General features: G+C 64.8%; 28 protein-coding genes and 2 tRNA genes. 10 read left to right on the top strand and 20 right to left on the bottom strand.

Features of this window, described 5'->3' with window-relative positions:
* Window positions 1-23 precede the first annotated feature (23 nt).
* Window positions 24-779 (bottom strand): 30S ribosomal protein S2, encoded by a 756-nt coding sequence (rpsB, locus tag U9J33_RS06885; protein ID WP_054439750.1) that lies wholly within the window; start codon window positions 777-779, stop codon window positions 24-26.
* Window positions 780-1,185: 406 nt separating this feature from the next.
* Here rpsB and U9J33_RS06880 point away from each other — a divergent pair, with 406 nt between their 5' ends.
* Complete coding sequence (locus U9J33_RS06880; RefSeq protein WP_324698696.1) at window positions 1,186-1,464, top strand: hypothetical protein; 279 nt, start codon at window positions 1,186-1,188, stop codon at window positions 1,462-1,464.
* A gap of 38 nt (window positions 1,465-1,502) precedes the next feature.
* Here the strand turns inward: U9J33_RS06880 and U9J33_RS06875 are convergent, their stop codons facing one another.
* A complete protein-coding gene (locus U9J33_RS06875) occupies window positions 1,503-1,973 on the bottom strand; it encodes a hypothetical protein (RefSeq protein WP_132469077.1) in 471 nt (156 codons plus the stop codon).
* A gap of 192 nt (window positions 1,974-2,165) precedes the next feature.
* On the opposite strand from U9J33_RS06875, the gene U9J33_RS06870 reads away from it, so the two are divergent.
* Window positions 2,166-2,465: a hypothetical protein gene (locus U9J33_RS06870; protein ID WP_132469076.1), complete on the top strand. Its 300-nt coding sequence runs from the start codon at window positions 2,166-2,168 to the stop codon at window positions 2,463-2,465.
* Here the strand turns inward: U9J33_RS06870 and U9J33_RS06865 are convergent.
* From U9J33_RS06865 to U9J33_RS06855, 3 genes are all read right to left on the bottom strand, one after another.
* Window positions 2,443-3,183 carry a CDP-alcohol phosphatidyltransferase family protein gene (locus U9J33_RS06865; protein ID WP_054439879.1) on the bottom strand — a complete coding sequence of 247 codons (741 nt, stop codon included), beginning with the start codon at window positions 3,181-3,183 and terminating at the stop codon, window positions 2,443-2,445. The two genes, U9J33_RS06870 and U9J33_RS06865, sit on opposite strands and share 23 nt — an antisense overlap.
* Window positions 3,184-3,263: 80 nt before the next feature.
* Window positions 3,264-4,013, bottom strand: coding sequence for a phosphatidylserine decarboxylase (locus tag U9J33_RS06860; RefSeq protein WP_054439880.1), 750 nt, complete (start codon window positions 4,011-4,013; stop codon window positions 3,264-3,266).
* A gap of 197 nt (window positions 4,014-4,210) precedes the next feature.
* A tRNA-Tyr gene (locus tag U9J33_RS06855) sits at window positions 4,211-4,296 on the bottom strand.
* 163 nt (window positions 4,297-4,459) lie between these two features.
* On the opposite strand from U9J33_RS06855, the gene rlmB reads away from it, so the two are divergent.
* Window positions 4,460-5,287, top strand: coding sequence for a 23S rRNA (guanosine(2251)-2'-O)-methyltransferase RlmB (gene rlmB, locus U9J33_RS06850; protein WP_054439760.1), 828 nt, complete (start codon window positions 4,460-4,462; stop codon window positions 5,285-5,287).
* Window positions 5,288-5,311: 24 nt separating this feature from the next.
* A complete protein-coding gene (locus U9J33_RS06845) occupies window positions 5,312-6,145 on the top strand; it encodes a hypothetical protein (protein WP_324698695.1) in 834 nt (277 codons plus the stop codon).
* A gap of 181 nt (window positions 6,146-6,326) precedes the next feature.
* Here U9J33_RS06845 and U9J33_RS06840 read toward each other — a convergent pair whose 3' ends face one another.
* The 4 genes from U9J33_RS06840 to U9J33_RS06825 all read right to left on the bottom strand — a co-directional run bounded on the left by U9J33_RS06840 (window position 6,327) and on the right by U9J33_RS06825 (window position 9,100).
* The gene (locus tag U9J33_RS06840; protein WP_054439764.1) at window positions 6,327-6,599 is read right to left on the bottom strand and encodes an HU family DNA-binding protein; all 273 of its coding nucleotides are present in this window, start codon (window positions 6,597-6,599) and stop codon (window positions 6,327-6,329) included.
* Between the two features lie 417 nt (window positions 6,600-7,016).
* Entirely contained in the window at window positions 7,017-7,385 is a 369-nt protein-coding gene (gene rplS, locus U9J33_RS06835) for a 50S ribosomal protein L19 (protein ID WP_054439766.1), read from the bottom strand.
* The gene (trmD, locus tag U9J33_RS06830; protein ID WP_324698694.1) at window positions 7,382-8,128 is read right to left on the bottom strand and encodes a tRNA (guanosine(37)-N1)-methyltransferase TrmD; all 747 of its coding nucleotides are present in this window, start codon (window positions 8,126-8,128) and stop codon (window positions 7,382-7,384) included. Before trmD ends, rplS begins: the two co-directional genes overlap by 4 nt.
* Before the next feature lie 57 nt (window positions 8,129-8,185).
* Window positions 8,186-9,100 carry a LysR substrate-binding domain-containing protein gene (locus U9J33_RS06825; RefSeq protein ID WP_185997783.1) on the bottom strand — a complete coding sequence of 305 codons (915 nt, stop codon included), beginning with the start codon at window positions 9,098-9,100 and terminating at the stop codon, window positions 8,186-8,188.
* A 101-nt stretch (window positions 9,101-9,201) separates the two neighbouring features.
* On the opposite strand from U9J33_RS06825, the gene U9J33_RS06820 reads away from it, so the two are divergent.
* A complete protein-coding gene (locus U9J33_RS06820) occupies window positions 9,202-9,438 on the top strand; it encodes a hypothetical protein (protein ID WP_324698693.1) in 237 nt (78 codons plus the stop codon).
* Between the two features lie 3 nt (window positions 9,439-9,441).
* Here U9J33_RS06820 and U9J33_RS06815 read toward each other — a convergent pair whose 3' ends face one another.
* The 6 genes from U9J33_RS06815 to U9J33_RS06790 form a co-directional block, all read right to left on the bottom strand.
* Window positions 9,442-9,771 carry a hypothetical protein gene (locus U9J33_RS06815; RefSeq protein WP_324698692.1) on the bottom strand — a complete coding sequence of 110 codons (330 nt, stop codon included), beginning with the start codon at window positions 9,769-9,771 and terminating at the stop codon, window positions 9,442-9,444.
* Entirely contained in the window at window positions 9,764-10,291 is a 528-nt protein-coding gene (gene rimM, locus U9J33_RS06810; RefSeq protein WP_185997786.1) for a ribosome maturation factor RimM, read from the bottom strand. Before rimM ends, U9J33_RS06815 begins: the two co-directional genes overlap by 8 nt.
* A 20-nt stretch (window positions 10,292-10,311) precedes the next feature.
* Window positions 10,312-10,737: a 30S ribosomal protein S16 gene (gene rpsP / locus U9J33_RS06805; protein WP_054439775.1), complete on the bottom strand. Its 426-nt coding sequence runs from the start codon at window positions 10,735-10,737 to the stop codon at window positions 10,312-10,314.
* 30 nt (window positions 10,738-10,767) lie between these two features.
* Entirely contained in the window at window positions 10,768-12,222 is a 1,455-nt protein-coding gene (gene ffh, locus U9J33_RS06800) for a signal recognition particle protein (RefSeq protein ID WP_185997788.1), read from the bottom strand.
* A 163-nt stretch (window positions 12,223-12,385) separates the two neighbouring features.
* A tRNA-Ala gene (locus tag U9J33_RS06795) sits at window positions 12,386-12,461 on the bottom strand.
* A 211-nt stretch (window positions 12,462-12,672) separates the two neighbouring features.
* The gene (locus U9J33_RS06790; protein WP_054439779.1) at window positions 12,673-12,993 is read right to left on the bottom strand and encodes a TIGR02300 family protein; all 321 of its coding nucleotides are present in this window, start codon (window positions 12,991-12,993) and stop codon (window positions 12,673-12,675) included.
* Between the two features lie 221 nt (window positions 12,994-13,214).
* Between U9J33_RS06790 and aroA the strand changes: the two genes are divergently transcribed.
* The 5 genes from aroA (at window position 13,215) to gloB (ending at window position 18,536) form a co-directional block, all read left to right on the top strand.
* On the top strand, window positions 13,215-14,537 hold the full coding sequence (aroA, locus tag U9J33_RS06785) for a 3-phosphoshikimate 1-carboxyvinyltransferase (RefSeq protein WP_324699018.1): 1,323 nt from the start codon (window positions 13,215-13,217) through the stop codon (window positions 14,535-14,537).
* 27 nt (window positions 14,538-14,564) lie between these two features.
* Window positions 14,565-14,891 carry a CBU_0592 family membrane protein gene (locus U9J33_RS06780; protein ID WP_324698691.1) on the top strand — a complete coding sequence of 109 codons (327 nt, stop codon included), beginning with the start codon at window positions 14,565-14,567 and terminating at the stop codon, window positions 14,889-14,891.
* A gap of 27 nt (window positions 14,892-14,918) precedes the next feature.
* Window positions 14,919-15,548, top strand: a complete 630-nt coding sequence (locus U9J33_RS06775) for a d(CMP) kinase (protein WP_324698690.1) — start codon at window positions 14,919-14,921, stop codon at window positions 15,546-15,548.
* Between the two features lie 213 nt (window positions 15,549-15,761).
* Complete coding sequence (gene rpsA / locus U9J33_RS06770) at window positions 15,762-17,477, top strand: 30S ribosomal protein S1 (RefSeq protein WP_132469073.1); 1,716 nt, start codon at window positions 15,762-15,764, stop codon at window positions 17,475-17,477.
* Between the two features lie 288 nt (window positions 17,478-17,765).
* A complete protein-coding gene (gene gloB / locus U9J33_RS06765; protein WP_324698689.1) occupies window positions 17,766-18,536 on the top strand; it encodes a hydroxyacylglutathione hydrolase in 771 nt (256 codons plus the stop codon).
* A 32-nt stretch (window positions 18,537-18,568) separates the two neighbouring features.
* Here gloB and purT read toward each other — a convergent pair whose 3' ends face one another.
* The 5 genes from purT to U9J33_RS06740 form a co-directional block, all read right to left on the bottom strand.
* Window positions 18,569-19,735, bottom strand: a complete 1,167-nt coding sequence (purT, locus tag U9J33_RS06760; RefSeq protein WP_324698688.1) for a formate-dependent phosphoribosylglycinamide formyltransferase — start codon at window positions 19,733-19,735, stop codon at window positions 18,569-18,571.
* 63 nt (window positions 19,736-19,798) lie between these two features.
* Complete coding sequence (gene mgtE, locus U9J33_RS06755; protein WP_243692632.1) at window positions 19,799-21,178, bottom strand: magnesium transporter; 1,380 nt, start codon at window positions 21,176-21,178, stop codon at window positions 19,799-19,801.
* A gap of 256 nt (window positions 21,179-21,434) precedes the next feature.
* Window positions 21,435-22,028 carry a hypothetical protein gene (locus tag U9J33_RS06750; protein WP_082370470.1) on the bottom strand — a complete coding sequence of 198 codons (594 nt, stop codon included), beginning with the start codon at window positions 22,026-22,028 and terminating at the stop codon, window positions 21,435-21,437.
* Complete coding sequence (locus U9J33_RS06745) at window positions 22,021-22,515, bottom strand: ATPase (RefSeq protein WP_054439784.1); 495 nt, start codon at window positions 22,513-22,515, stop codon at window positions 22,021-22,023. Before U9J33_RS06745 ends, U9J33_RS06750 begins: the two co-directional genes overlap by 8 nt.
* A gap of 102 nt (window positions 22,516-22,617) precedes the next feature.
* The gene (locus tag U9J33_RS06740) at window positions 22,618-22,842 is read right to left on the bottom strand and encodes a F0F1 ATP synthase subunit C (protein ID WP_054439786.1); all 225 of its coding nucleotides are present in this window, start codon (window positions 22,840-22,842) and stop codon (window positions 22,618-22,620) included.
* Window positions 22,843-22,878 lie beyond the last annotated feature (36 nt).

Raw genomic sequence — 22,878 nt, 5'->3', positions numbered from 1 at the left:
ACGAAAAGTCGTCGCCGGACCTATCAGGCCTCGACTGCTTCCTCGGCAACCGGCACTTCCATGGCGCCGAGATCGGCACCGCTGTTGACCAGCGCGTCACGGCCACCCTTGGTCGCGGCCTGGGCGACGGCGTCGCAGTACAGGCGCACGGCGCGGCTGGCGTCGTCGTTACCCGGGATCGGGAACGAGATGCCCTGCGGGTTCACGTTGGTGTCGAGCACGGCAACGACCGGAATACCAAGGACGTTGGCTTCCTTGATGGCCAGGTCTTCCTTGTTGGCGTCGATCACGAACATCACGTCCGGAATGCCGCCCATGTCGCGGATGCCGCCGAGCGAAAGCTCAAGCTTGTCACGCTCGCGGGTGAGCTGAAGGACTTCCTTCTTGGTCAGGCCGGTGGTGTCGCCCGAAAGCTGCTCTTCAAGAGCCTTGAAGCGCTTGATCGAACCCGAGATCGTCTTCCAGTTGGTGAGCATGCCGCCCAGCCAGCGGTGGTTGACGTAGTGCTGACCGCAAGCGCGGGCGGCCTGTGCGATGGGCTCCTGAGCCTGGCGCTTGGTGCCGACGAAGAGCACCTTGCCGCCGGCCTGGACAGTGGCCTGCACGAACTCGAGAGCGCGCGCGAACAGCGGCACTGTCTGCGAAAGGTCGATGATGTGGATGCCGTTGCGGGCGCCGAAGATGTACGGCTTCATCCGCGGGTTCCAGCGGTGGGTCTGGTGGCCGAAGTGAGCGCCGGCTTCGATGAGCTGCTGCATGGAGACGACAGGAGCCGCCATAGGTAATTCCTTTCCGGTTAGGCCTCTGGAAAGCAGGAACCAGGCGTGGGACGAACCCATGACACCAAGGCACCGGTATGTGCGCTTTCCATGTGGATTGCCCGATTCGCCAGATACCGCGAATTCGGTATCGTCCCTCGAGCGGGGCCGCCCTTAGCGCCGTTGCCGGAGAAAATCCAGCCTCAATTCGATCGCGTTCCGCCGTTCCGCAAAGGCATCTCGTCGCAGACACCTCCGCTTCCGATGCAACTGGCGGAAACCAAACGCCTTCCACCGTTTTTCCACAGGGTAATCCCTGTTATATCCACTGACGCGGAAAGGCAGAGGCTTCCGCTTTCGCAGGAGAAGAGCCGGGGACTTTCGTTCAATGCGCCCAGGGGGCAGGGCGCGAAGCAGGACACATGCAATGAGCCTCCTTCCACCCATCCTATTCGCGATCGGCGCCTGCGTTGCGATCAGGGCGATCTGGGGCACCTATCGCAGCACCCTCCCCGCGATCCGTGCCCTTCATCGGGCTTCCCACATCGCAGCCGCATCCGGCGACATCGAATGGTCCACGTTCGAGCGCCGCTCCACCACGCATGACAGCACCGCCCGCGCTGTTCGCCGCAACCGGCGCCCGATCCGCTCCAAACCGGCACCGCACCATCCGCAGCGCCCGGTGCGAGAACGCACCGCAGCATAACTCGTCGCCTCAAAAACGGACAGAGTGCCAACTGCGCCTCAGTGCAGTCGCCGCGAACCTTCCAGCCCGAATGCCTGATCGATCGTGCGATCATCCGCAGCCACTTCGGTTTCGATCACCTCATCCAGCAGCGGGCTCGTATGATCGATGATCGCCTGCATCTGCATCACCGCCTCCGCAATCGCCGCCGAAGAACGGCAGGACGGCATCAGGTCAACGATGATGACAAGCCCATGCTGCGAATCCACCGAGAAACGGCACCCCAGCAGGCGGTCGTGCAGCCTTGCCAGAGTCAGGCATAGCGCGGGCCCCGGTTCGACATCGTCCAGCACCAGCCCTTTCACCTGGATCCAGCCATCCACGCAGAACACCGACCAGACGCTTCCCGCTTCCTGATCGTTAAGCACCAGTTCGCTGTCGTCGATGATCTCGATCTCGAACTGGTTGGCCGCGCACCATTCGCGCAATCCTTCGAGTTCGCCAAGGCTGACGCGGGTTTCCTCGCTCATGCGGCGACTTTCGGGAACCGAGCCAAGCACTGGGCAGAAGCCTCCTCGCAGGTCATGCCTTTACGCTTGACAGCATGAGAACAAATTGAGAACAACGTCATCACAGGAACATTGATAGAACGATTCTCGGTTTTCCACAAGCTCTCCACAGGCTGGGCAGAGAATGTGGACGATGGTTCGAAAGGAACGATCATGACTGCATTTGCCGCCTGTCTCTTCGTTGTAGCCGCGCTGGTTTCCGCCCACGTCATCTGGTCGAACTGGCTTCGCCATGCCGATACGGTTCGCGGGCTGCGCACGGCACTGCGCCAATGCCCCGAAACGGTGATGCTGGAATGGAAGATGGTGGAGCGGGTGCCCCTGCCCACGCTCGCAATCCTCAGGAAGGACCGCATGACCCGCATCCGCCGTACCCAGTGGACGCCGGGTTTGGAATGGCCCTCCACGGAGCGCGCGGAAGGCGAATGGACTACCGGGGAACTCGCCGCCTGACCTTCGAGTAGCTGGCGATTCCTACGGGAATCAGCAGGATATAGGCGATGGTGATCACGGCCAGCGTGAACCAGGGCTCGGTCAGCAGCGCGGCCACTGTCAGGCCGACCAGCGCGAGAACGCCAAGACGCAGACTGGGCGGAGGCCGCATCTTTGCCCAACTGAGCGTAGGCAGGCTGGAAATCATCAGGAAAGCGACCAGCACCATCCACACGCTCACCGCGACGGGATTGGCGAATTCGGAAATTCCGCTGGCGATCCACAAGTACATCGGCAGGAACGCGAGCCCGGCGCCCAGCGGCGCGGGAACACCGGTCAGGAAACCTGCCTGCTTGTGAGGCTGGTCCTGCTCGTCAAGCCGGGAATTGAAACGTGCGAGCCGCAACACGCAGCAGATCGCAAACGCCAGCGCCGCGATCCAGCCAAGGCTGGGAAGCTGGTGCAGGGTCCAGAGATAGACGATCAACGCCGGCGCAACGCCGAACGAGATCGAATCCGCCAGACTATCCAGTTCGGCACCGAAGCGGGTCTGGGCCTTGAGCAGGCGCGCCGCGCGGCCGTCTATGCCGTCAAGCAGGCCGGCAAGGATGATGGCCTGAACCGCTCGCTCGTAGTCGCCGCCGATGGCAAAGCGAATGCCGGTCAATCCCGAGCAAAGCGCGGCAGCGGTGATGGCGTTGGGCACGAAGACGCGCATCGGAAGCCCGGCGGCCGCCATCCGGCCGCGCGCACGCGGGCCTGCGGCGTCGAAATCGCCGGTCTCGTCGATCCCGGCTTCATCGATCGCAGGCCCATCGTTCACTGGGCGATACCCTCGATCACGGGCGCGGAGCCGAGTTCGGCGAGAATCGTTTCGCCGGCCACGATCTTCTGCCCCATGAGCACCTTGGGCTCGGTTCCAGCGGGAAGATAGACATCCACACGGCTACCGAAACGGATCAGGCCCATGCGCTGACCGGCGGCAAGCATGTCGCCCGGCTTCACGAAGGGAACGATGCGGCGCGCAACCAGACCGGCAATCTGCGTGAAGCAGATGCGAAGCCCGTCGCCGCGCTCCACCAGGATGTGCTGGCGCTCGTTTTCTTCACTCGCCTTGTCGAGATCGGCGTTCACGAACCGGCCGGGAATGTAGATCACCCGGCGCACCGTGCCGCCAATGGGCGTGCGATTGATGTGAACGTCGAACACGCTCATGAAGATCGAGATGCGGGTGACCGGTTCGGTCGACATCGGCTCAGAACCGCTGCCATCCTCCACCGTCAGCTCACGGGGCGGCGATACCTTGCCGATGAGCGTGACCAGGCCGTCGGCCGGAGCGACGATATAGCGATCATCCTGCGGCGTAACGCGGACGGGATCGCGGAAGAAGGCCAGCACGCACAGCGTCAGGACCGCCAGCGGCCATCCCACCCACGGACCGAAAACGATCCATCCGAACAGCGCGATAGCTGCGGCGATGGCGCCGAACTTGCGACCCTCGCCATGGATGGAGGGCCAGTTCCAGGACGCTTCGCCGCGCCCCTGATTATCAAGAATTTCTCCGGGCATCACCATCCTCTAGTCAGTGTCCACCGCTCCCGCAATGCCGGGAAGCGAGCCATGTTCCCATTCAACGGGATTGTCGGAAAGACGGCGGGGGATAGTTTTCGGCGAAAAGCGCGACAGGACACTTGAAGCGGCGTTGCCGGCAAAGGCAAAACCTGGTCAGCCGCACCCCGAAGGGAATGTCCTGTTGAGGAAACCGGTGGTGGACAGGGCTGGATTCGAACCAGCGTACGCTTGCACGGGCAGATTTACAGTCTGCTGCCTTTAACCACTCGGCCACCTGTCCACACCAGTTATGGCGGGGGTCAAACTCTCGAAAGACCCGTTGTGTTGAGGCCCTGAAGTCAGAGCCTCGCTGCCGAGGAGCGCGCCTATGTAGAACCCGGCCTTGCCTGTCAATGGGGGGAATGGCAGGAGCGGCATAGTTTTTTCGAATAAGGACAATTTTCATGACCAATCGTAGCGACCGGCAAGAAGGCGACCGCGAAGGCGGACGCTCCGGAAAGGCGCTGCGCGGCCGCGCGGGCCGGATGAAGAACGGCCGTGGCAGCGGGCGAGCGAGCACGGGCATGATCCGGCTCTGGGGCCGGCACGCGGTAGAAGCCGCGCTGAAGAACCCGAATCGCAACCACCGCAAGCTCTGGGCGACTCGCGAGGGCGTGGAAGCGCTCGACGGCGAACTGCCTGCCGACTTCCCGGTGGAATGGGCACAGCCCGCCGACCTCGCCCGCCTCGTCGCCCGGGACGCCCCGCATCAGGGCCTCGTGCTCGAATGCACGCCGCTCGACGACATCTTCATCGACGACGTGCTCGACGGCGATCCGTCGCGGCCCGTGATCGTGCTCGACCAGGTGACCGACCCGCACAACGTCGGCGCCATCATGCGCTCCGCGGCAGCCTTCAATGCCTGCGCAATCGTTACCCAGGACCGCCATGCGCCCCCGGAATCGGGCACCTTGGCCAAGAGCGCCTCGGGTGCGCTCGAAACCCTGCCCTGGGTCCGCGTGGTGAACCTTGCGCGCGCGCTCGAAGAGATCGCCGAAGCCGGGTACTGGCGCATCGGACTTGACGGCGCCGCAGAATCCACACTCGGCCAGGCCCTGCCGACCGGCCCCGTCGCCCTCGTGCTCGGCGCCGAGGGGGACGGCATGCGCCACAACATCGTCCAGCACTGCGATTCGATCGCCAAGCTGCCCATCAGCGAGGCCATGGAAAGCCTCAACGTCAGCAATGCGGCAGCCATCGCCCTCTATGCCGTCGCCACGCGGTCCGAATAATCCGAAATCGAGAGGGCACTCATCATGAACCGAATCGAACGGCGTCCTCCGGGACGCCGCCTTCTCGCCGGGCTGGGCGTTACCGCCCTCGCCCTGCTTGCGGCGGCCTGCATCTTCGCGCCCGGCAAGTTCACCTCCACCCTGGACTTGCGCAAGGATCGCAGCTTCGCCTTCCGCTACACCGGCGAGATAGTGATGGTGCCGCTCCAGTCATCCAAACCGGCCGTGTTCGAGCCGGAGACCTGCCACGACGACGACTATAACGATCGCGCGTGCACGGACGAAGAACTCGCCCAGCAAAAGACCGACTGGGAAAGCTCCAGCAAGGAAAAGAAGAAGAGCGACGCCCAGGCCGCCCAGATGCTGCTGGGCGGGCTCGATCCGAGCGATCCCAAGGCAGGGGAGCAAATCGCCGAGAAGCTGCGCCGGCAGACCGGATGGAACAAGGTTACCTACATGGGCGACGGCAGGTTCGACGTGGACTTCGCCATCGCCGGAAGGCTCGACCATGACTTCGCCTTCCCGACCATCGAAGGCTTCGCGATGAGCAACCATTTCGTCCAGCTTTCGCTGCGCCGCGATGGCACGGTCCGCATGGATGCCCCTTCGTTCGGCCCGCAAGGCGGTTCGTCGGCCATGGGCGCAATGATGAGCGGTGCGCTCAACGACAAGGCCGGTGACATGGCCGACGGCAATACCCAGGCCGACGGCACCTTCACGCTGACCACGGACGGCGAAATCCTCGCCAACAATACCGACGAGGGGGCCGTGACCGCTCCTGGCGGCAAATCGCTGTTCTGGAAGGTCGATCCCCGCACACCGGCAGCGCCGACAGCGCTGGTCAGTCTGAAGCCCTGACGCGGATTGGCCGGGCCCGAAAGGTCCGGCCATGGCCTGCCTGCCCGGCAGGTCGTCTTCCGGCTTTACGAAAAGTCATGACTTCAAGGACATGACCTCAAACGAAAAACGCCGCGCCAACCCGAAGGTTGGCGCGGCGTAATCTTATCAGCCTGCGAGGCGAAGCAGGCTGCAAGGATGCTTAGTTGACAGCGTCCTTGAGGCCCTTGCCGGCCTTGAACTTCGGCTGAGCCGAAGCCTTGATTTCCATCGGTTCGCCGGTGCGCGGGTTGCGGCCGGTCGAGGCCTTGCGCTTGGCGACCGAGAAGGTGCCGAAGCCGACCAGGCGAACTTCGTCGCCGGCCTTCAGCGCGCCAGTGATGGCGTCGAACACGCTTTCGACAGCCTTGGTGGCATCGCTACGGGTAAGACCGCTCGAGTCGGCAACGGCGCTGATGAGATCGTTCTTGTTCATTATGGGTACCCCCTAACCTTTCAGTTGAATCGGATGTGACGGGAATATTCGGATTCGCCTCTGGACGGGGACGGAATTGAGCGGGTTTTGCGCGCGGTGTCAAAGCCTAAACAGAGCCAAAAGTGGCAGTTTATCGCGTTTTTCCGCCGTTCAGATGACGATTCCTGAATTGTGCAATGCAGCATTATGAAATGCAGCGCATCTGCTCCCCCTTTCGAGCGAGCCAATACGGTACTGCGCGTATGCCGCGTGCCGTTCCTGAGCCGATATCGAGCGATTCGTCGAATGGAATCAGCTCAGTAGATGGCGCAATAAAAGCAACTGCGCCCACCTGCCGCAAGGCGCAAAAAAGGCGGTCCGAAATCGAACCGCCTCTCAGGCTGCCCGCCCCTTTCGGGCCGGGCAATCGACCAGGGCTTACGCCTTGGTGTCGTTGACGCGGCGCTCGGCGATGCGGGCGCGCTTGCCGGTACGACCACGCAGGTAGTACAGCTTCGCACGACGCACGACGCCGTGACGAACCACGGTGATCGAATCGATGTTCGGCGAGTAGAGCGGGAATACGCGCTCGACGCCTTCACCGAAGCTCATCTTGCGAACGGTGAAGTTCGAACCCATGCCACGGTTCGAGCGCGCGATGCACACGCCCTCGTAAGCCTGGACGCGGGTACGGGTGCCTTCGACAACCTTCACGCCGACGCGGACGGTATCGCCCGGACGGAAGGTCGGGATATCCTTGGCGGCCTTGGCAATTTCCTCGGCCTCGATCTGCTGAATCAGGTTCATGAACCCAAATCCTCGTTTTTGCGCCGCGCACCAGAGGCAGACTGGCCCCGAACGTCCCTGTGACGTTCCCAAAGGTCCGGCCTGCGTGACCGTGTATCCTCCGCCGCCTGTTGTTTCCGCCAGGCAGCGATTTTCGCATGATCCCCCGATCGCAGCACTTCAGGGATCGTGCGCCCTTCCCACTCGGTGGGTCGGGTATATTGCGGGTATTCGAGAAGACCGTCCTCGAACGATTCCTCGGTCCCGCTGGAAGCCGCGCCCATTACGCCGGGAAGCAGGCGAATGCAAGCGTCAAGCAGCAGGATTGCCGCGGGTTCACCCCCGGAAAGCACCGCATCGCCGACGGACATCTCCTCGACCTGCCGGCCTTCGAAGATCCGCTCGTCGAAACCCTCGAACCTTCCGCACAGGACGATGACACCGGGACCGTCCGCGAGTTCGCGGACGCGGGCCTGCGAGATCGGCTTGCCGCGCGGGGTCATCGCGATGATCGGCGCATCGGGATTGATCGAACGTGCATGGTCGATGGCGGCGGCCAGGATATCCACCTTGAGAACCATTCCCGCCCCGCCCCCGGCGGGCGTATCGTCAACCGTGCGGTGCTTGTCCTTCGCGAAATCGCGAATATGCACCGCATCGATCGACCACTTGCCCTCGGCCAGCCCGCGCCCGGCCAGCGACAGGCCCAGCGAGCCGGGGAACATCTCGGGATAAAGCGTGAGAACGGTGGCGTTGAAAGTCATGCGCGCGGCAAAGCCCAAATCGGCCCCCGCGACAAGGGGCTGCGGCCGAAAAGTGGCTCAGAAAGGCTCCCATACTTCCGCCGGGAGGCTTCCCTTGTCCGCGGCGACCTCTTCCCGCAGCCATTCGCGCAGCCGCTCGATCTTGCGCAGGCCCACACGACCGTCCGGATGGACCAGCCAGTGCGAATTGCCCGGCATGTAGAGCGTCTCGAAAGGCTGGACGAGGCGACCGCTCGCCATTTCCGCACGCCAGAACAAGGGCGACATCAGCGCCACACCGAACCCGCTCATCACCACGCTGGCCTCGGGCAACTGGTTGTCCATGTACATCCCCCCGCGCTGGAGCGGCGGCGCATCCACCCCGGCCGCTTCGAACCAGGCAGACCACCAGGGATCGTCGGGCGTCAGGCGCTCGACCCTGAGCAGGTCTTCAGGCCTGCGGATGGCGTGCATTTCGAGGAAGGCGGGCGAACACATCGGCGCCAGGTGCTGTCGGAACAGGAATTCCGAGCGCATTCCCGGCCAGTTGCCCTTCCCTGCCCGAATCGCGACATCGAACGAGGACGCGGAAAGGTCGATCACATCGTTCGAAAGCGACAATCGCACCGCAATATCGGGATGGCGCAACTGGAACCGCCCAATCCGCGCGCCCAGCCAGGCCCCGCCGATCGAGGTGAGCGAGGTTATGGACAGGACTTCGTGATCTTCCTCGCGAATGGCCGCGAAGGCTTCCGCCATGCCGCCAAAGGCCGCACTTATCGCGGGAAGCAGGCGAAGCCCCGCCTCCGAAAGCCGGACCCGGCCCTTGCCGCGCACGAAAAGCGCGCGGCCGACCCGGTCCTCCAGCTGGCGGATCTGATAGCTGATGGCGGCCTGGGTCATGCCCAGTTCTTCGGCCGCGCGCGAGAAGTTCTCGTGGCGGCCCGCCGCCTCGAAGGCACGGATGGCGGTCAGGGGCGGAAGGCGGTCCATGCGCAGATCATAAGCCTGCCTTATACTCCATGCCAATCGTCTTGTTGGCGCTCCTGCTCCGGCAGGTTCATCTCACGGCCTTCGCAACAAGGATGCATGCCATGCAGGACGAACACTTCATGCGGCAGTGGAGCCAGTGTCACACCCGCTTTTCGAACGATGTGAACGATGGCCTTGCAAGAGTGGCAGTGGGGATGAGCGGACGGCGCATGCCAAAAGCCGGGCTTATCGCCTTTGTGCTTATCGGCATGCTGGGCGCCACTGTCGCGGGCAGTTTCGCGCTCGGCAGCGCCGCGCCGACGACACCGGCCGGTCAGGCCGAACAGCCCGCGCCCTGACCGCTAGTCGAAAATGGCAGGAAGATGCGCCGCGCCGTCATGACGCCAGCGACGCGCCAGATAGAGGGTGGCGGGCAAGCAGACGCCGCCTCCGATGAAAAGTGCCGGAAGCAGCGACGCGAAAGCATGAAGCACGCCGGCCTGGAAAGCCTCCGGTTCGCCCAGAAGAACCATGGCCCCGGCTACCACGATCGCACCCGCCAGAACGGCAATAGCCCCGCGCAGCAGGCCATGCATGCGCGGGGCTATCCGGCGTAGAAGCAGCAGGAGCGCAACGCAGGGCAGATTGGCGATGATCGTTATCGCCGCCAGCCCCACGAGGAAATCACTCATCCGCGAAGGCGGCGGCAATCACGATCCGCTCATGATCCCATTCGGGAACGGCGGTTTCGTTCATCGGCACCATGAAGCGGCGGCTTCTGGCGCTTTTGGCACCATCTTCGCCCTCACCCACCGGACGCTCGATCTCGATCACATCGCCGGCACCGAAGTTGTCGATCGCGATGCAGATGCCAAGCTCCTCGCCCGCGTCCGAAACGGCGCGCAGGCCGAGCAGGTCGGCGTGGTAATACTCGCCCTCGCCCAGTTCCGGCATTTGCGAGCGCGGAACGGTGAGCGCGGTACCGCGCAGCTTTTCGGCGGCGTTGCGGTCGGTCACTTCCTCGAAGCGAGCGATCGCGCCGCCCTTGCCGTCGTCGCGCAGCTTGGCGAGCGTCAGGGTGGAATCGTTGAAGGCGCGGTAGCGCTTGAGCGCGGCCACGCCTTCACCGAACAGCTTGAGGCGAACCTCGCCCGTCACGCCGTGCGCGCCGGTAACGGCAGCAAGCGTGACGGGGCGGTCTTGACCAGCCATTGTGGATTCGAACCTGAAGCTTAGGCTTCGGTCGATTCCTCAGCGGCTGCTTCAGCCGGAGCTTCCTCGGCCGGAGCAGCAGCTGCCGCAGCAGCGGCTTCTTCAGCTTCGCGCAGCTTCTCGGCCTTTTCCTCGGCGCGGTCCTTGGCCTTCTTGCCCGGCTCAGCCTTGTTCGGGTTCACGGTGGCGGCGCGTTCCTTGATGCCGGCCTTGTCGAGCAGGCGGGCAACGCGGTCGGTCGGCTGTGCGCCAACGCCGAGCCAGTAGCGAACGCGGTCCTCGACCAGACGCACGCGGTTCTCGTCTTCCTTGGCGAGGACCGGGTTGTAGGTGCCGACCTGCTCAAGATACTTGCCGTCGCGCGGAGCGCGCGAGTTGGAGACGACGATCTTGTAGTAAGGACGCTTCTTCGCGCCACCGCGCGACAGACGGATCGAAACGGACATTGCTCTACCTTTCCTTCAAATCTTCAAAAATTACTTTTTCAGAAACTTGCCGAGATCGGGACCACCGGCGCCGAGGCCGGGAAGGCCCGCCGCGCCGGGACCGAGGCCCTGGCCGCCAAGGCCCGGCATGGCAGCATCGAGGCCGCCCTTGCCGAACATCGCGGCCAGCCCCTTGAGGCCGCCCATCTTCTTGATCTGCTTCATGGCCTTGGACATTTCCTGGTGCATCTTCAGGATCTTGTTCACATCCTGCACCTGGGTGCCCGAACCGTTGGCGACGCGGATCTTGCGCTTGGCATTGAGCAGCGCGGGGTTGGCGCGCTCCTTCTGCGTCATCGAACCGATGATCGCGTCCATGCGCAGCAACACGCGGTCGTCCATGCCCGAGGCCTGCATCGCCGCCTTGGCCTTCTTCATGCCCGGCATCATGCCTGCCAGCGCGCCGAGGCCGCCCATCTTCTGCATCTGGCCAAGCTGCATGCGCAGGTCGTTCATGTCGAACTTCCCCTGCTCCATGCGCTTCGCCAGCGCTTCGGCGTCCTCGATCTTGACCGCTTCGGCGGCCTTCTCGACGATGGAGACGATGTCGCCCATGCCGAGGATGCGGTTGGCGACGCGGCTCGGGTGGAAGACCTCGAGGGCCTCCATCTTCTCGCCGGTGCCCGCGAACTTGATCGGCTTGCCGGTGACGGCCCGCATCGACAGCGCCGCACCGCCGCGCGCATCACCATCCATGCGGGTGAGCACGACGCCAGTAAGATCGACTTCGCCGGAGAACGACTGCGCGACGTTGACCGCGTCCTGACCCGTCAGCGAGTCGACCACGAGCAGCGTTTCACGGGGGTTCGAGATGGCGGCAACCGCCTTCATCTCGTCCATGAGCTGCGTGTCGACATGCAGGCGGCCCGCGGTATCGAGCATCAGCACGTCGACGGCCTGCAGCTTGGCGGACTGCATCGCACGGGTGGCGATCTCGGTCGGCTGCTGGCCGGCGATGATCGGCAGGGTGGCGACGCCGACCTGCTCGCCAAGGACGCGAAGCTGTTCCTGCGCGGCCGGACGGTTGACGTCCAGCGAGGCCATCAGAACCTTCTTGCCCTGCTTCTCGCGGAGGAGGCGGGCGATCTTGGCGGTGCTGGTGGTCTTGCCCGAGCCCTGAAGGCCGACCATCATGATGACGACCGGGGGCGCGGCATTGAGATCGAGTTCAGCGGTCTCTTCGCCGCCGAGCATCTCGATCAGGGCATCGTTGACGATCTTGACGACCTGCTGGCCCGGCGTGACCGAGCGCAGCACCGACTGGCCAACGGCCTTTTCGGTAACCTGGTCGATGAAGCGGCGCACGACGGGGAGCGCGACATCGGCTTCGAGCAGCGCGATGCGCACTTCGCGCATGGCATCGCGAACGTCCTGCTCCTTGAGCGCGCCGCGACCGCGCAGCTTGTCGAAAACGCCACCGAGACGATCCGAAAGGCTGTCGAACATGCCTAACTCCACTGTTGGCCGGCCAACGGGCCAGCCAGAACGCCAAAAACGCCGGTGGGCGAAACCTCGCTGACCGGCGTGACGGGACGTTATGCGAAAAACGCCGGCGGACGAAACCTCGTCAGCCAGCGTGTCGCGTTCCCGCGAAACTGCAATGATGAAATGGTGGAGCCTAGCGGGATCGAACCGCTGACCTCCTGCATGCCATGCAGGCGCTCTCCCAGCTGAGCTAAGGCCCCAATCATTTCAGCGGACCAGCCCCGGGAGGTTCGGTCCGTTCCCTTGCATCGGCTTGCGCCTCCGCTTGGGAGGCCGCCCTCTAGATTGGGTTCGCCGGGCTGACAAGAGGAAATTTTCACCGACCTGTCATTTTTAGGATCGGACCCGATAAAGAGAAAGGGCGCGACAGCCGAAGCTGCGCGCCCTTTCCTGAACCGATGCGTTCGAGACTTACTCGTCCCGGTCGCCGTCGTCGTCGCCCGCGCCGATGCCGAGATCGTCATCGCCGCCGAGATCGACGTCGTTGTCCGGCGAATCGCCGTCGTCGTCGATGTCCAGATCGTCTTCGGCGAGATCCGAATCCTCGGTCTCGACGACTTCCTTCTTCTGGATTTCCTCATAGGGAATCGGCTGCTTCGACTTCAGAACCGGTTCCGGCTGCCAGGAATTACCGCACTCGATGCAGGTAACCGGGTCATCCTTGCCCAGGTCGTAGAAGCGGGTGCCGCATTTCGGGCAGCCGTGCTTGGCGCCCCATTCAGGCTTTGCCATGAAATGTCCTCAATAATGGCCCGTCCGAAAGGCGCAGGCGTGAATTCCGTGTCTTGATGGGAGGGCCGGCGCGCAAAATCAAGCATGCGGGATCAAGCGCGCGGGTCGCATCAGGGCGCGCGCCTTGCCATAGGCCGCACCCGCTGTCAAAAGCCCCGCGATTTTGCGCCCCTTCCAGCCTCGAAAGAAGCCTTGCCGTGAGCCACGACACCACCACCGCCATGCGCCCCCGCCGTTTCCTGCCCGCAGGACCGCTGAAAGGACGCATCCGCGTGCCGGGCGACAAGTCGATCAGCCACCGCTCGATCATGCTGGGGGCACTGGCCGTGGGCGAAACCCGCGTGACCGGCCTGCTCGAAGGCGAGGACGTGCTGGCCACCGCCGCAGCCATGCGCGCGATGGGCGCCAGCGTGGAGCGCATCGGCGAAGGCGAGTGGCGGGTGAACGGCGTGGGCGTCGGCGCCCTGCTCCAGCCTGAAAGTCCGCTCGACATGGGCAATTCCGGCACCTCCACCCGCCTGCTGATGGGCCTCGTGGCCAGCCACCCGATCCATGTCAGCTTCACCGGCGATGCCTCGCTCTCCAAGCGCCCGATGGGCCGCGTGATCGATCCGCTCTCGGAAATGGGCGCGAGCTTCGAGGCGAGCGAAGGCGGCCGCCTGCCGCTGATCGTGCGCGGCGCCTCGCCCGCCGTGCCGATCACCTACCGCCTGCCGGTCGCCTCCGCCCAGGTAAAGAGCGCCGTGCTGCTGGCCGGCCTCAACACGCCGGGAATCACCACCGTGATCGAGCCGGTCCCCACGCGCGACCACTCCGAACGCATGCTCAAGGGCTTCGGCGCCGACCTCACCGTGACCGTGGAGGCCGACGGCACCCGCATCATCACGCTCAAGGGCGAGGCCGAACTCAAGCCGCAGGTCATCGACGTTCCGGGCGACCCTTCGTCCGCGGCGTTCTTCATCGTCGCCGCACTGGTCACGCCGGGCAGCGAGGTCGTGATCGAGAACGTCGGCCTCAACCCCACCCGCGCCGGCCTTGTCGAAGTGCTGCGCCAGATGGGGGGCCAGATCGAATTCCTGGACGAGCGCGAAGTGGGCGGCGAACCGGTCGCGGACCTGCTGGTGAAGCACTCGGCCCTCAAGGGCATCGAAGTGGATCCCGCCGTCGCCCCCGCCATGATCGACGAGTTCCCGGTCCTCTTCGTAGCCGCCGCGCTGGCCGAGGGTGTTACCGTGACGAGCGGACTCGACGAACTGCGCGTGAAGGAATCGGACCGGCTCTCCGCCATGGCCGCCGCGCTCACGCTGGCCGGCGCCGGGATCGAGGAGCGCGAGGACGGCCTCGTCATCACCGGCACCGGCGGCGCGCCCCTGCCCGGCACGCCGGGCGATGCCCGGGTCACGACGCATCTCGACCATCGCATCGCCATGTCCATGGCGATCGCGGGCCTCGGCAGCCGGGACGGCGTCGAAGTCGACGACACCCGCCCGATCGCCACCAGCTTCCCCAATTTCGAGGAACTTCTGGCAACGCTCGCCGGATAGGCGCATTTGGCTAAAGGAGGCGGCGCGATGCCGCCTTCCGCCATTCGGCCGGGAGCCTGCATGATCCTCGAACTGCCGGAAACGCTCAGCAACGTCCTCGGCTTCCTGGGAACGGCCTGCTGCATTCTCGCCTATGCCTACGTCACTTATGAGGACAGGCCGAACCGCTACCTCCAGCACGGGCTCAACCTTGCCGGCGCGGTGCTGCTGCTGATCTCGCTGATGGTGAACGTGAACCTGCCCTCGATCGCGATGGAATCGCTCTGGGCGGTGATCGCCGGATGCGGCCTCCTGAAGGCTCTGCTGTCACGCCGCAAGCGGTTGCGCCCGTCGGACGACACGACCTTGCACTGATCCCTGCCAGCGGCCATGAAGCCAGCCATGATCATCGCCGTAGACGGACCCACCGCCTCGGGCAAAGGCACTATCGCCAAAGCCCTTTCCCGCCATTTCGGGCTGCCTCACCTCGATACCGGGCTGCTTTATCGCGCGGTGGGGCGGCAGTGCTTCCTCGATGGCGGCAATCCTGACGACCCGGCCGCCGCGCTTGCCGCCTGCACATTCGCCGACGGGCTGCTCGAAGACCCCGAACTGCGCTCCGAAGCCACCGGCGGGCTGGCAAGCCGCGCCTCGGTGCATCCCGCCGTGCGCCAGGCCCTTTTCGAACGCCAGCGCAGCTTCGCCACGCAGGCCGGCGGCGCCGTGCTTGACGGCCGCGACATCGGCACCGTGATCGCGCCGGAAGCGGGGGTGAAACTCTTCGTCGTCGCATCCGTCACCGCCCGCGCCCAGCGCCGCTTCCTGGAGATGCAGGCGCAGGGCCGCACGGTCTCCCTTGAAGAGATCGAGGCCGATCTCGCCGCCCGCGACGAACGCGACCGCAACCGCAAGGACGCCCCGCTTGTCGCCGCCGACGACGCCGTCGTTCTCGACACCTCGGAACTGGGCCGTGACGAGGCGATCGCCGCTGCCGTGGCCATCGCCGGGAAGGCCGCTGCGGTCCTTCCCTGAACGGCCCCATTCTCCTTGCATTTCGGCGGCCAACGGCGTAGTGGCCGCCGGTCTGGAGAGCCATGCGGCTCGAAGGACGCCACGGCCGGCATCCGGCCACCGTGGCAGTTCGGCCCTTTTGGCCCGTTTCGCCTGCATGGTGCGGCAAAGCGGAGGAAAGACCGGCGGAAACAACCGCCTGGCCGGGAAAATGTTGAACAGGAAAGACCTTTAATGGCTACTTCTGCCAATCCCACTCGCGATGATTTCGCGAAGATGCTTGACGATCAGCTCGGCGGCGTCGCCGATGACGGCTTCGAAGGCCGCGTCGTCAAGGGTACCGTCACCGCCATCGAAAACGACAAGGCCGTCATCGACGTGGGCCTGAAGAGCGAGGGCCGCGTTGCCCTGCGCGAATTCGCCCGCGGTGAAGACGACCACGGCCTCAAGGTCGGTGACGAAGTCGAAGTTTACGTCGACCGCGTCGAAAACGCCGACGGTGAAGCGATGCTGTCGCGCGACCGCGCACGCCGCGAAGCCGCCTGGGACAAGCTCGAAAACGAATTCGGTGAAGGCAAGCGCGTCGAAGGCGTGATCTTCGGCCGCGTCAAGGGCGGCTTCACCGTCGACCTCGACGGCGCCGTTGCCTTCCTTCCCGGCTCGCAGGTCGACATCCGCCCCGTGCGCGACGTCACCCCGCTCATGGACGTGCCGCAGCCCTTCCAGATCCTCAAGATGGACCGTCGCCGTGGCAACATCGTCGTGTCGCGCCGCGCCGTCCTCGAAGAAACGCGCGCCGAACAGCGCAGCGAGCTGATCGACAAGCTGAGCGAAGGCCAGGTCATCGAAGGCGTCGTCAAGAACATCACCGACTACGGTGCGTTCGTTGACCTCGGCGGCATCGACGGCCTGCTCCATGTCACCGACATGAGCTACAAGCGCGTCAACCACCCGAGCGAAGTGATCGCCATCGGCGACACCGTGAAGGTCCAGATCATCCGCATCAACCAGGACACCCAGCGCATCAGCCTCGGCATGAAGCAGCTGGAAAGCGATCCGTGGGAAGGCGCAGCCGTCAAGTACCCGGTCGGCGCCAAGCTGTCGGGCACTGTCACGAACATCACCGAATACGGTGCCTTCGTGGAACTGGAAGCCGGCATCGAGGGCCTCGTCCACGTTTCGGAAATGTCCTGGACCAAGAAGAACGTCCACCCCGGCAAGATCGTCTCGACCTCGCAGGAAGTCGAAGTGGTCGTTCTCGAAGTCGATTCGGACAAGCGCCGCATCTCGCTCGGCCTCAAGCAGGCTCAGCAGAACCCCTGGGAAGCCTTCGCCGAGAAGCACCCCGTCGGTTCGCAGGTTGAAGGCGAAGTCAAGAACGCCACTGAATTCGGCCTGTTCATCGGTCTCGACGGCGACGTCGACGGCATGGTTCACATGTCGGACATCGCCTGGGGCATCTCGGGCGAAGACGCGCTGGCTCTGCACCGCAAGGGCGAGCAGGTTTCGGCCGTGGTTCTCGACGTCGACGTCGAGAAGGAACGCATCAGCCTCGGCATGAAGCAGCTTGAGCGCGGTGCTCCGGCAGCTGGCGGCGTTGCCGCAGCCGGCGGCGAAGGCGGCCTGCGTCGTGGCCAGGTCACCACCGTGACCGTCCTCGAAGTTCGCGACGGCGGTCTGGAAGTCCAGGCTGGCGACGATGGCGCCACCGGCTTCATCAAGCGTTCGGACCTCGGCCGCGACCGCGACGAGCAGCGCCCCGACCGCTTCCAGGTCGGCCAGAAGCTCGACGCCATGGTCACCGGTTTCGACCGTTCCAAGAAGCCCAACTTCTCGGTCAAGGCCCGCCAGCTGGCCGAAGAGAAGGAAGCCGTGGAACAGTACGGTTCGTCGGACTCGGGCGCTTCGCTCGGCGACATCCTCGGCGAAGCCCTCAAGAACCGTTCGTAAGAACGTTCCGGGTTTCACCGCGAGGTGAATCAGTAAAGGCCCGTCCGGAGAAATCCGGGCGGGCTTTTGCTTTTGCGGGAACGTGATAGGCTCCGCGCATGGCGATACGAGACCTGCTGAAAACAGTCCTCGAACGTTGGGGCGTACCGATCGCCTAGGCCTTTCTGTTGGCGGCCACCTCGATCCTGGATTTCGCCGGCTCAGCCGGCACATGCGATACTTCGCAATGCGAAGGCGGCTTCCCGATCGCCGATTGAGCTCCTAAATCTCTCCCTGAGGAGAGACCCCATGCTCGAAGTCCACCAGTTTCCCTGTCTCAGCGACAATTACGGCTACCTGCTGCACGATCCGGCGAGCGGCGAAACCGCTTGCATCGATACCCCGGATGCCGACGAATATCTGCGCGAGGCCGCACACAGGGGCTGGCAGATCACCCAGATCTGGAACACCCACTGGCACCCCGATCACGCTGGCGGGAATGCGGCCATCAAGGCCGTCACCAACTGCACGATCACCGCGCCGCAGGGCGATGCCGCAAGGATCGACGGCGTGGACCGCACGGTGATGCAAGGCGACGTGGTTTCGCTGGGTGACTGGAAAGCCCAGGTTATCGACGTGGGCGGCCATACGCTGGGCCACTGCGCCTACTACATTCCCGGCGCTCAAATGGCTTTCGTCGGCGATTCGGTCTTTGCGCTGGGCTGCGGGCGCATGTTCGAAGGCGATCCGGCCCAGTTCTGGGCGAGCCTCCAGCGGATCAAGGCGCTTCCTGCGGGCACGATGCTCTACTGCGCGCACGAATATACCGCATCGAACGCCAGGTTCGCGCTTCACGCCGACCCCGACAATGCCGAGCTGGCAGCCTATGCCGACGATATCGTCCGCGCCCGGGCGGCCGGGCTGCCCACTGTTCCGGCCAAGCTGGGCCGCGAACTGCTCACCAACCCGTTCCTGCGCGCGGACGATCCGGCGCTGCAGGCGCGCTGGGCGCCGGAAGGGTCACATGGAGACGCGGTGGCTACATTCGCGGCCCTGCGGGAAGCCAAGAACAGCTTCTGAGGCGGCAGGGGAGCGGCTCCCCTGCCCTCCCCTTATTCGTAAACGATGCGCACTTTCGCGGCGGCTTCCGCCGCGATCCGGCGTGCGCTGTCTGTATCTCCGGCGAGCGCCAGCGTCGCGCCCATCCGGCGATAGGGCCGCGTCGTGGGCTTGGCGAAAAGGCGCAGGTCCACTTGGCCGCCCGGCGTCGCCAGCGCATCTGCCTGGCCTTCGTAAGCGAAGGAATCGGACACCCGGTCAGCCAGGATCACCGCCGAGGCGCTGGGCCCATGCAGGGTGATTTCCGGGATCGGCAGGCCGAGAATCGCGCGCGCGTGGAGGTCGAACTCGGAAAGGTTCTGCGAGATGAGCGTGACCATCCCGGTATCGTGCGGGCGCGGCGAGAGCTCGGAGAAGATCACATCCTCGCCCTTCACGAAGAACTCCACGCCGAAAATGCCGTAACCGCCAAGATCGTCCACGACCTTGCGCGCCATGTCCTGCGCATCGGCGATGGCGGAGGGCGCCATCGGCGTCGGCTGCCAGGATTCCTGGTAATCGCCGCGCTCCTGTCGGTGGCCGATCGGCGGGCAGAACGACACGCCCTCGCGGCTGCGCACGGTCAGGAGGGTGATCTCGTAATCGAAATCGACGAACTCCTCCACGATCACGCGCGCACGGTCACCGCGCATGTTGGACACGGCGTAGTCCCACGCCTTCTCCAGATCGGCGGCATCGCGCACCGTGCTCTGGCCCTTGCCCGATGACGACATGACCGGCTTGATGACGCAAGGCAGCCCCGTGTGCGCGGCGCCGGCCATGACCTCATCCAGGTTCTCGGCATAGCGATAGCGCGAAGTCCGCAGGCCGAGTTCCGTCGCCGCCACTTCGCGGATACGGTCGCGGTTCATCGTCATCTGGGTCGCGCGCGCGGACGGCACGACGCAGAAACCCTCGGCCTCCACTTCCGCCAGCACCTCGGTGCGGATCGCCTCAACCTCGGGGACGATGAAATCGGGCCGGTGCTTCTCGATGGCGGCACGCAGGCGCTCGCCATCGAGCATGGAGAACACCTCGAACTGGTCCGCCACCTGCATGGCAGGCGCGCCCTCATAAGCGTCGCAGGCCACAACCTGACAGCCGAGCCGCTTGGCCGAGATCACGAATTCGCGGCCCAGTTCGCCCGAGCCGAGCAACAGGATCTTCGCGGTGAATGCCATGGGGCCGTCCTTTCGTCTGGTATCCGGCGACAAGGGATGGGTCGCCAATTCGATCATCCGGGCCTAGAGCAGCGTACCGGATAGAATGGCAAGCGCGATGGTGAAATAGATCACCAGCCCCGTGACATCCACGAGCGTCGCGACGAACGGGGCCGATGCACTGGCCGGATCGAAGCCCAGCTTCTGGAGCAGGAACGGCAGCATCGAGCCCGCCAGCGAACCGAACGTCACGATCCCTACAAGACCGGCCGAAACAGTGGTCGCGATCAGGATCCAGTGGCTGCCGTAATCATAGAAGCCCAGCGCCTGCCACGCGGCGATGCGCACGAAGCCCACCGTACCGAGGATGGCGCCCAGCACCATGCCCGCCGGCAGTTCGCGCAGCGCCACGCGCCACCAGTCGCGCAGGCGCACCTGGCCGACCGCAAGCGCCCGGATGATGAGCGAGGTCGCCTGGCTGCCGCTGTTGCCGCCCGAACTCATGATCAGCGGGATGAACAGCGTCAGCACCACTGCACGGGCCAGTTCGTTCTCGAAATGCTGCATGGCGCTGGCGGTGAGCATTTCCGAAACGAACAGCACGCTGAGCCAGCCCGCGCGTTTGCGGATCATCTCGAAGAAGCCGGTTTCGAGATAGGGGCGGTCGAACGCCTCCAGTCCGCCGAACTTCTGGACGTCCTCGGTATGCTCGGCCACCAGCGCGTCAAGCACGTCATCCACGGTGACGATCCCGAGGGGCCGCCCCTCGTCGTCCACCACCGGCAGCGCAAGAAGATCGTGCCGCCGGATGAGGTGAGCCACCTCCTCGCGGTCGGTGCCGGGCGTCACCGTTACCGGCTCCCGGTCCCGGGCAAGGTCGATCGCCGGCGAATCGGGCTGTGCGGCGATCAGGCGGCGCAGCGAGATCGTGGCATCGAGGCGGCCCCGCTCGTCGAGAAGGAACACCGAATAGACCGTCTCGCGGCTGCGCTCCACCGTACGGATGAGATCGAGAACTTCAGCCACGCTGGCCGAAATCCGTGCGGCGACGAACTCCGTCGTCATCATGCCGCCGGCGCTGTCTTCCGGCCATGCCAGCAGGCTGCGCAGCGAAGTGCGCACTTCGGGAGCAAGGGCGCCGAGGAGCTGGCCAGCCACGGCTTCGTCCATTTCGGCAAGCACGTCGGCAGCCCGGTCTTCCGCCATCTGCGCAAGAAGCTGGACGGCGCGCGGCTGCGGCAGCAAGGCCAGGACATCGGGAGCCGCCGAGAATTCGGGCCGGTCAAGCACAGCCACGGCGCGCACGTCGGCCATGCGGCCGAGCTTGGCGGCAGCGGCCTGCGGCGCCAGCGCCTGAAGCATCTCGACGATATCTGCAATATAGAGCCCGCTCTTGGCGGGACGGGCACCGGCGGTCACGCCGGCGAAGAGGTCGTTCACCATCATCACACCTTTCGTCCGCACGACCCGGGCGGACGACGGCCAGCGAGAACTAGCGGACGACCTCCGGGCGTGCGGTCCTACTGGAACTGTCGCTTGACATGTCCTCGCTTCCTGAAACACCGCAGCAACATGGGCTGCGCGGGCGTCGCTCTGATCCCAAACGCAGCGCCCGTCAACTCCCGATCACGCTCCCGCCGGACATGACCGGACGCGGGACACAAAAAAGCCCCCGTGCAGCGCACGGAGGCCTTTTGCTTCGCAGCCGATCCGGAAAAGATCAGATTCCGGCGATTGCCTGATCGACCAGCGCCTTGTCGGCATCCGCCGAATGGTTGGTCTTGATAAGGCCCCGCGCTGCCGCGGCAGCGGCGGCAGCGGCTTGCTGGCGCAGTTCGGTGACGGCGGCACGTTCGACGGCGCCGATCTTGTCCTGGGCCATCTTCTCGCGGCGGGCGATGACATCGGTCGTATCGGCCTGAGCCTTGGCGACGATGGTTTCCGCTTCGTGACGGGCATGGTCGAGCATGGCCGCGGCGTCCTTTTCGGCGCTCGCGATCTTGTCGGCATATTCCTTGCGCAGCGCTTCCGCTTCGGCGCGCAGAGTCGTGGCTTCGGCAAGCTGCGCCTTGATCTCGGCAATCTTGCTGTCGAGACCGCCGGAGATCATCTTCGGCAGCCCCTTCCAGAGCATGATCGCGATGAGCACCAGCATCGAGGCGCTGACGACCGCAACCGGCGGGGCGACGCCCAGCAGCAGCGGTTCGGCATGATGCTCCACGCCGGCCTGGGTTCCTGCCATCTCGGCGCCTTCGTGGGACGTACCCTCGGCGACGACGGTGTCCGTGGTGGACAGCTCAGTGTTCTCAGCCATGGACCAGGTTCTCCTTAACGGCGGAACGAACCGCACCGTCGTCAAGAGTCAGGCCGGCAATGCGGCTGACGATCTCGCGCGCGGCGTCGGCGGCGACGTCCTCGATCTCGGCGGCGGCCGAACGGCGTGCCTGCGAGATACGGGTTTCGGCTTCGGCGAGCGTGGCGTCGATTGCCACCTGCGCGGTCGCGAGGCGCTCGGTCGTGACGGCAGCGGCCTTGGCGCGGGCTTCCGCGATAAGGGCCTGCGCCTCGGCGCGGTTAGCGTTCTCACGCGTGCGCCAGGCTTCCTCTTCCGCATCGGCCGATGCGCGGAAGCGCTCGGCGGCGGCGAGGTCGTCGGCAATCTGCTTGTCGCGCTGCGCGACCGTATCCATGACCTTGGGAACCATTCCCCGTCCAACGACGAAGAACGTGAAGCCGAAGAAGATCAGCATCCAGAAGATCTGGCTGGAATAAGTCGCGGCTAGCTGTGCGATCTGAGGCATGGGTCCGCCCTGTCTCGAAGTGGCCGATAGAATTCTTGCATCCGGTGATCCGGCCGCCTCACCAAAGGGTTCGGGCAGCCGGACCGGATCAGTGGCGCGCGATCAGGCGAAGATCAGCAGCGCGGCAACGACGAACGACAGCAGACCGAGAAGTTCGGCACCGGCGAAGCCGATGAAGAGACGGCCCTGCTGGGCATCAGCGGCGCCCGGATTGCGCAGCGCGCCTTCGAGGAACTTCGCGAAAACGCTACCCACGCCGATCGAGGCGAGGCCGCAACCGATTGCGGCGAAACCAGCACCAAGCAGCTTTGCAGCTTCTGCGTCCATTTCAAAAACTCCCTTTGGAAAACTCGAGTGAGACTG

The organism is Novosphingobium sp. RL4 (assembly GCF_035658495.1).
Classification (GTDB): domain Bacteria; phylum Pseudomonadota; class Alphaproteobacteria; order Sphingomonadales; family Sphingomonadaceae; genus Novosphingobium.
The sequence above is the reverse complement of the archived record's forward strand: the minus strand, read 5'-3'. Positions and strand labels throughout refer to the sequence as shown.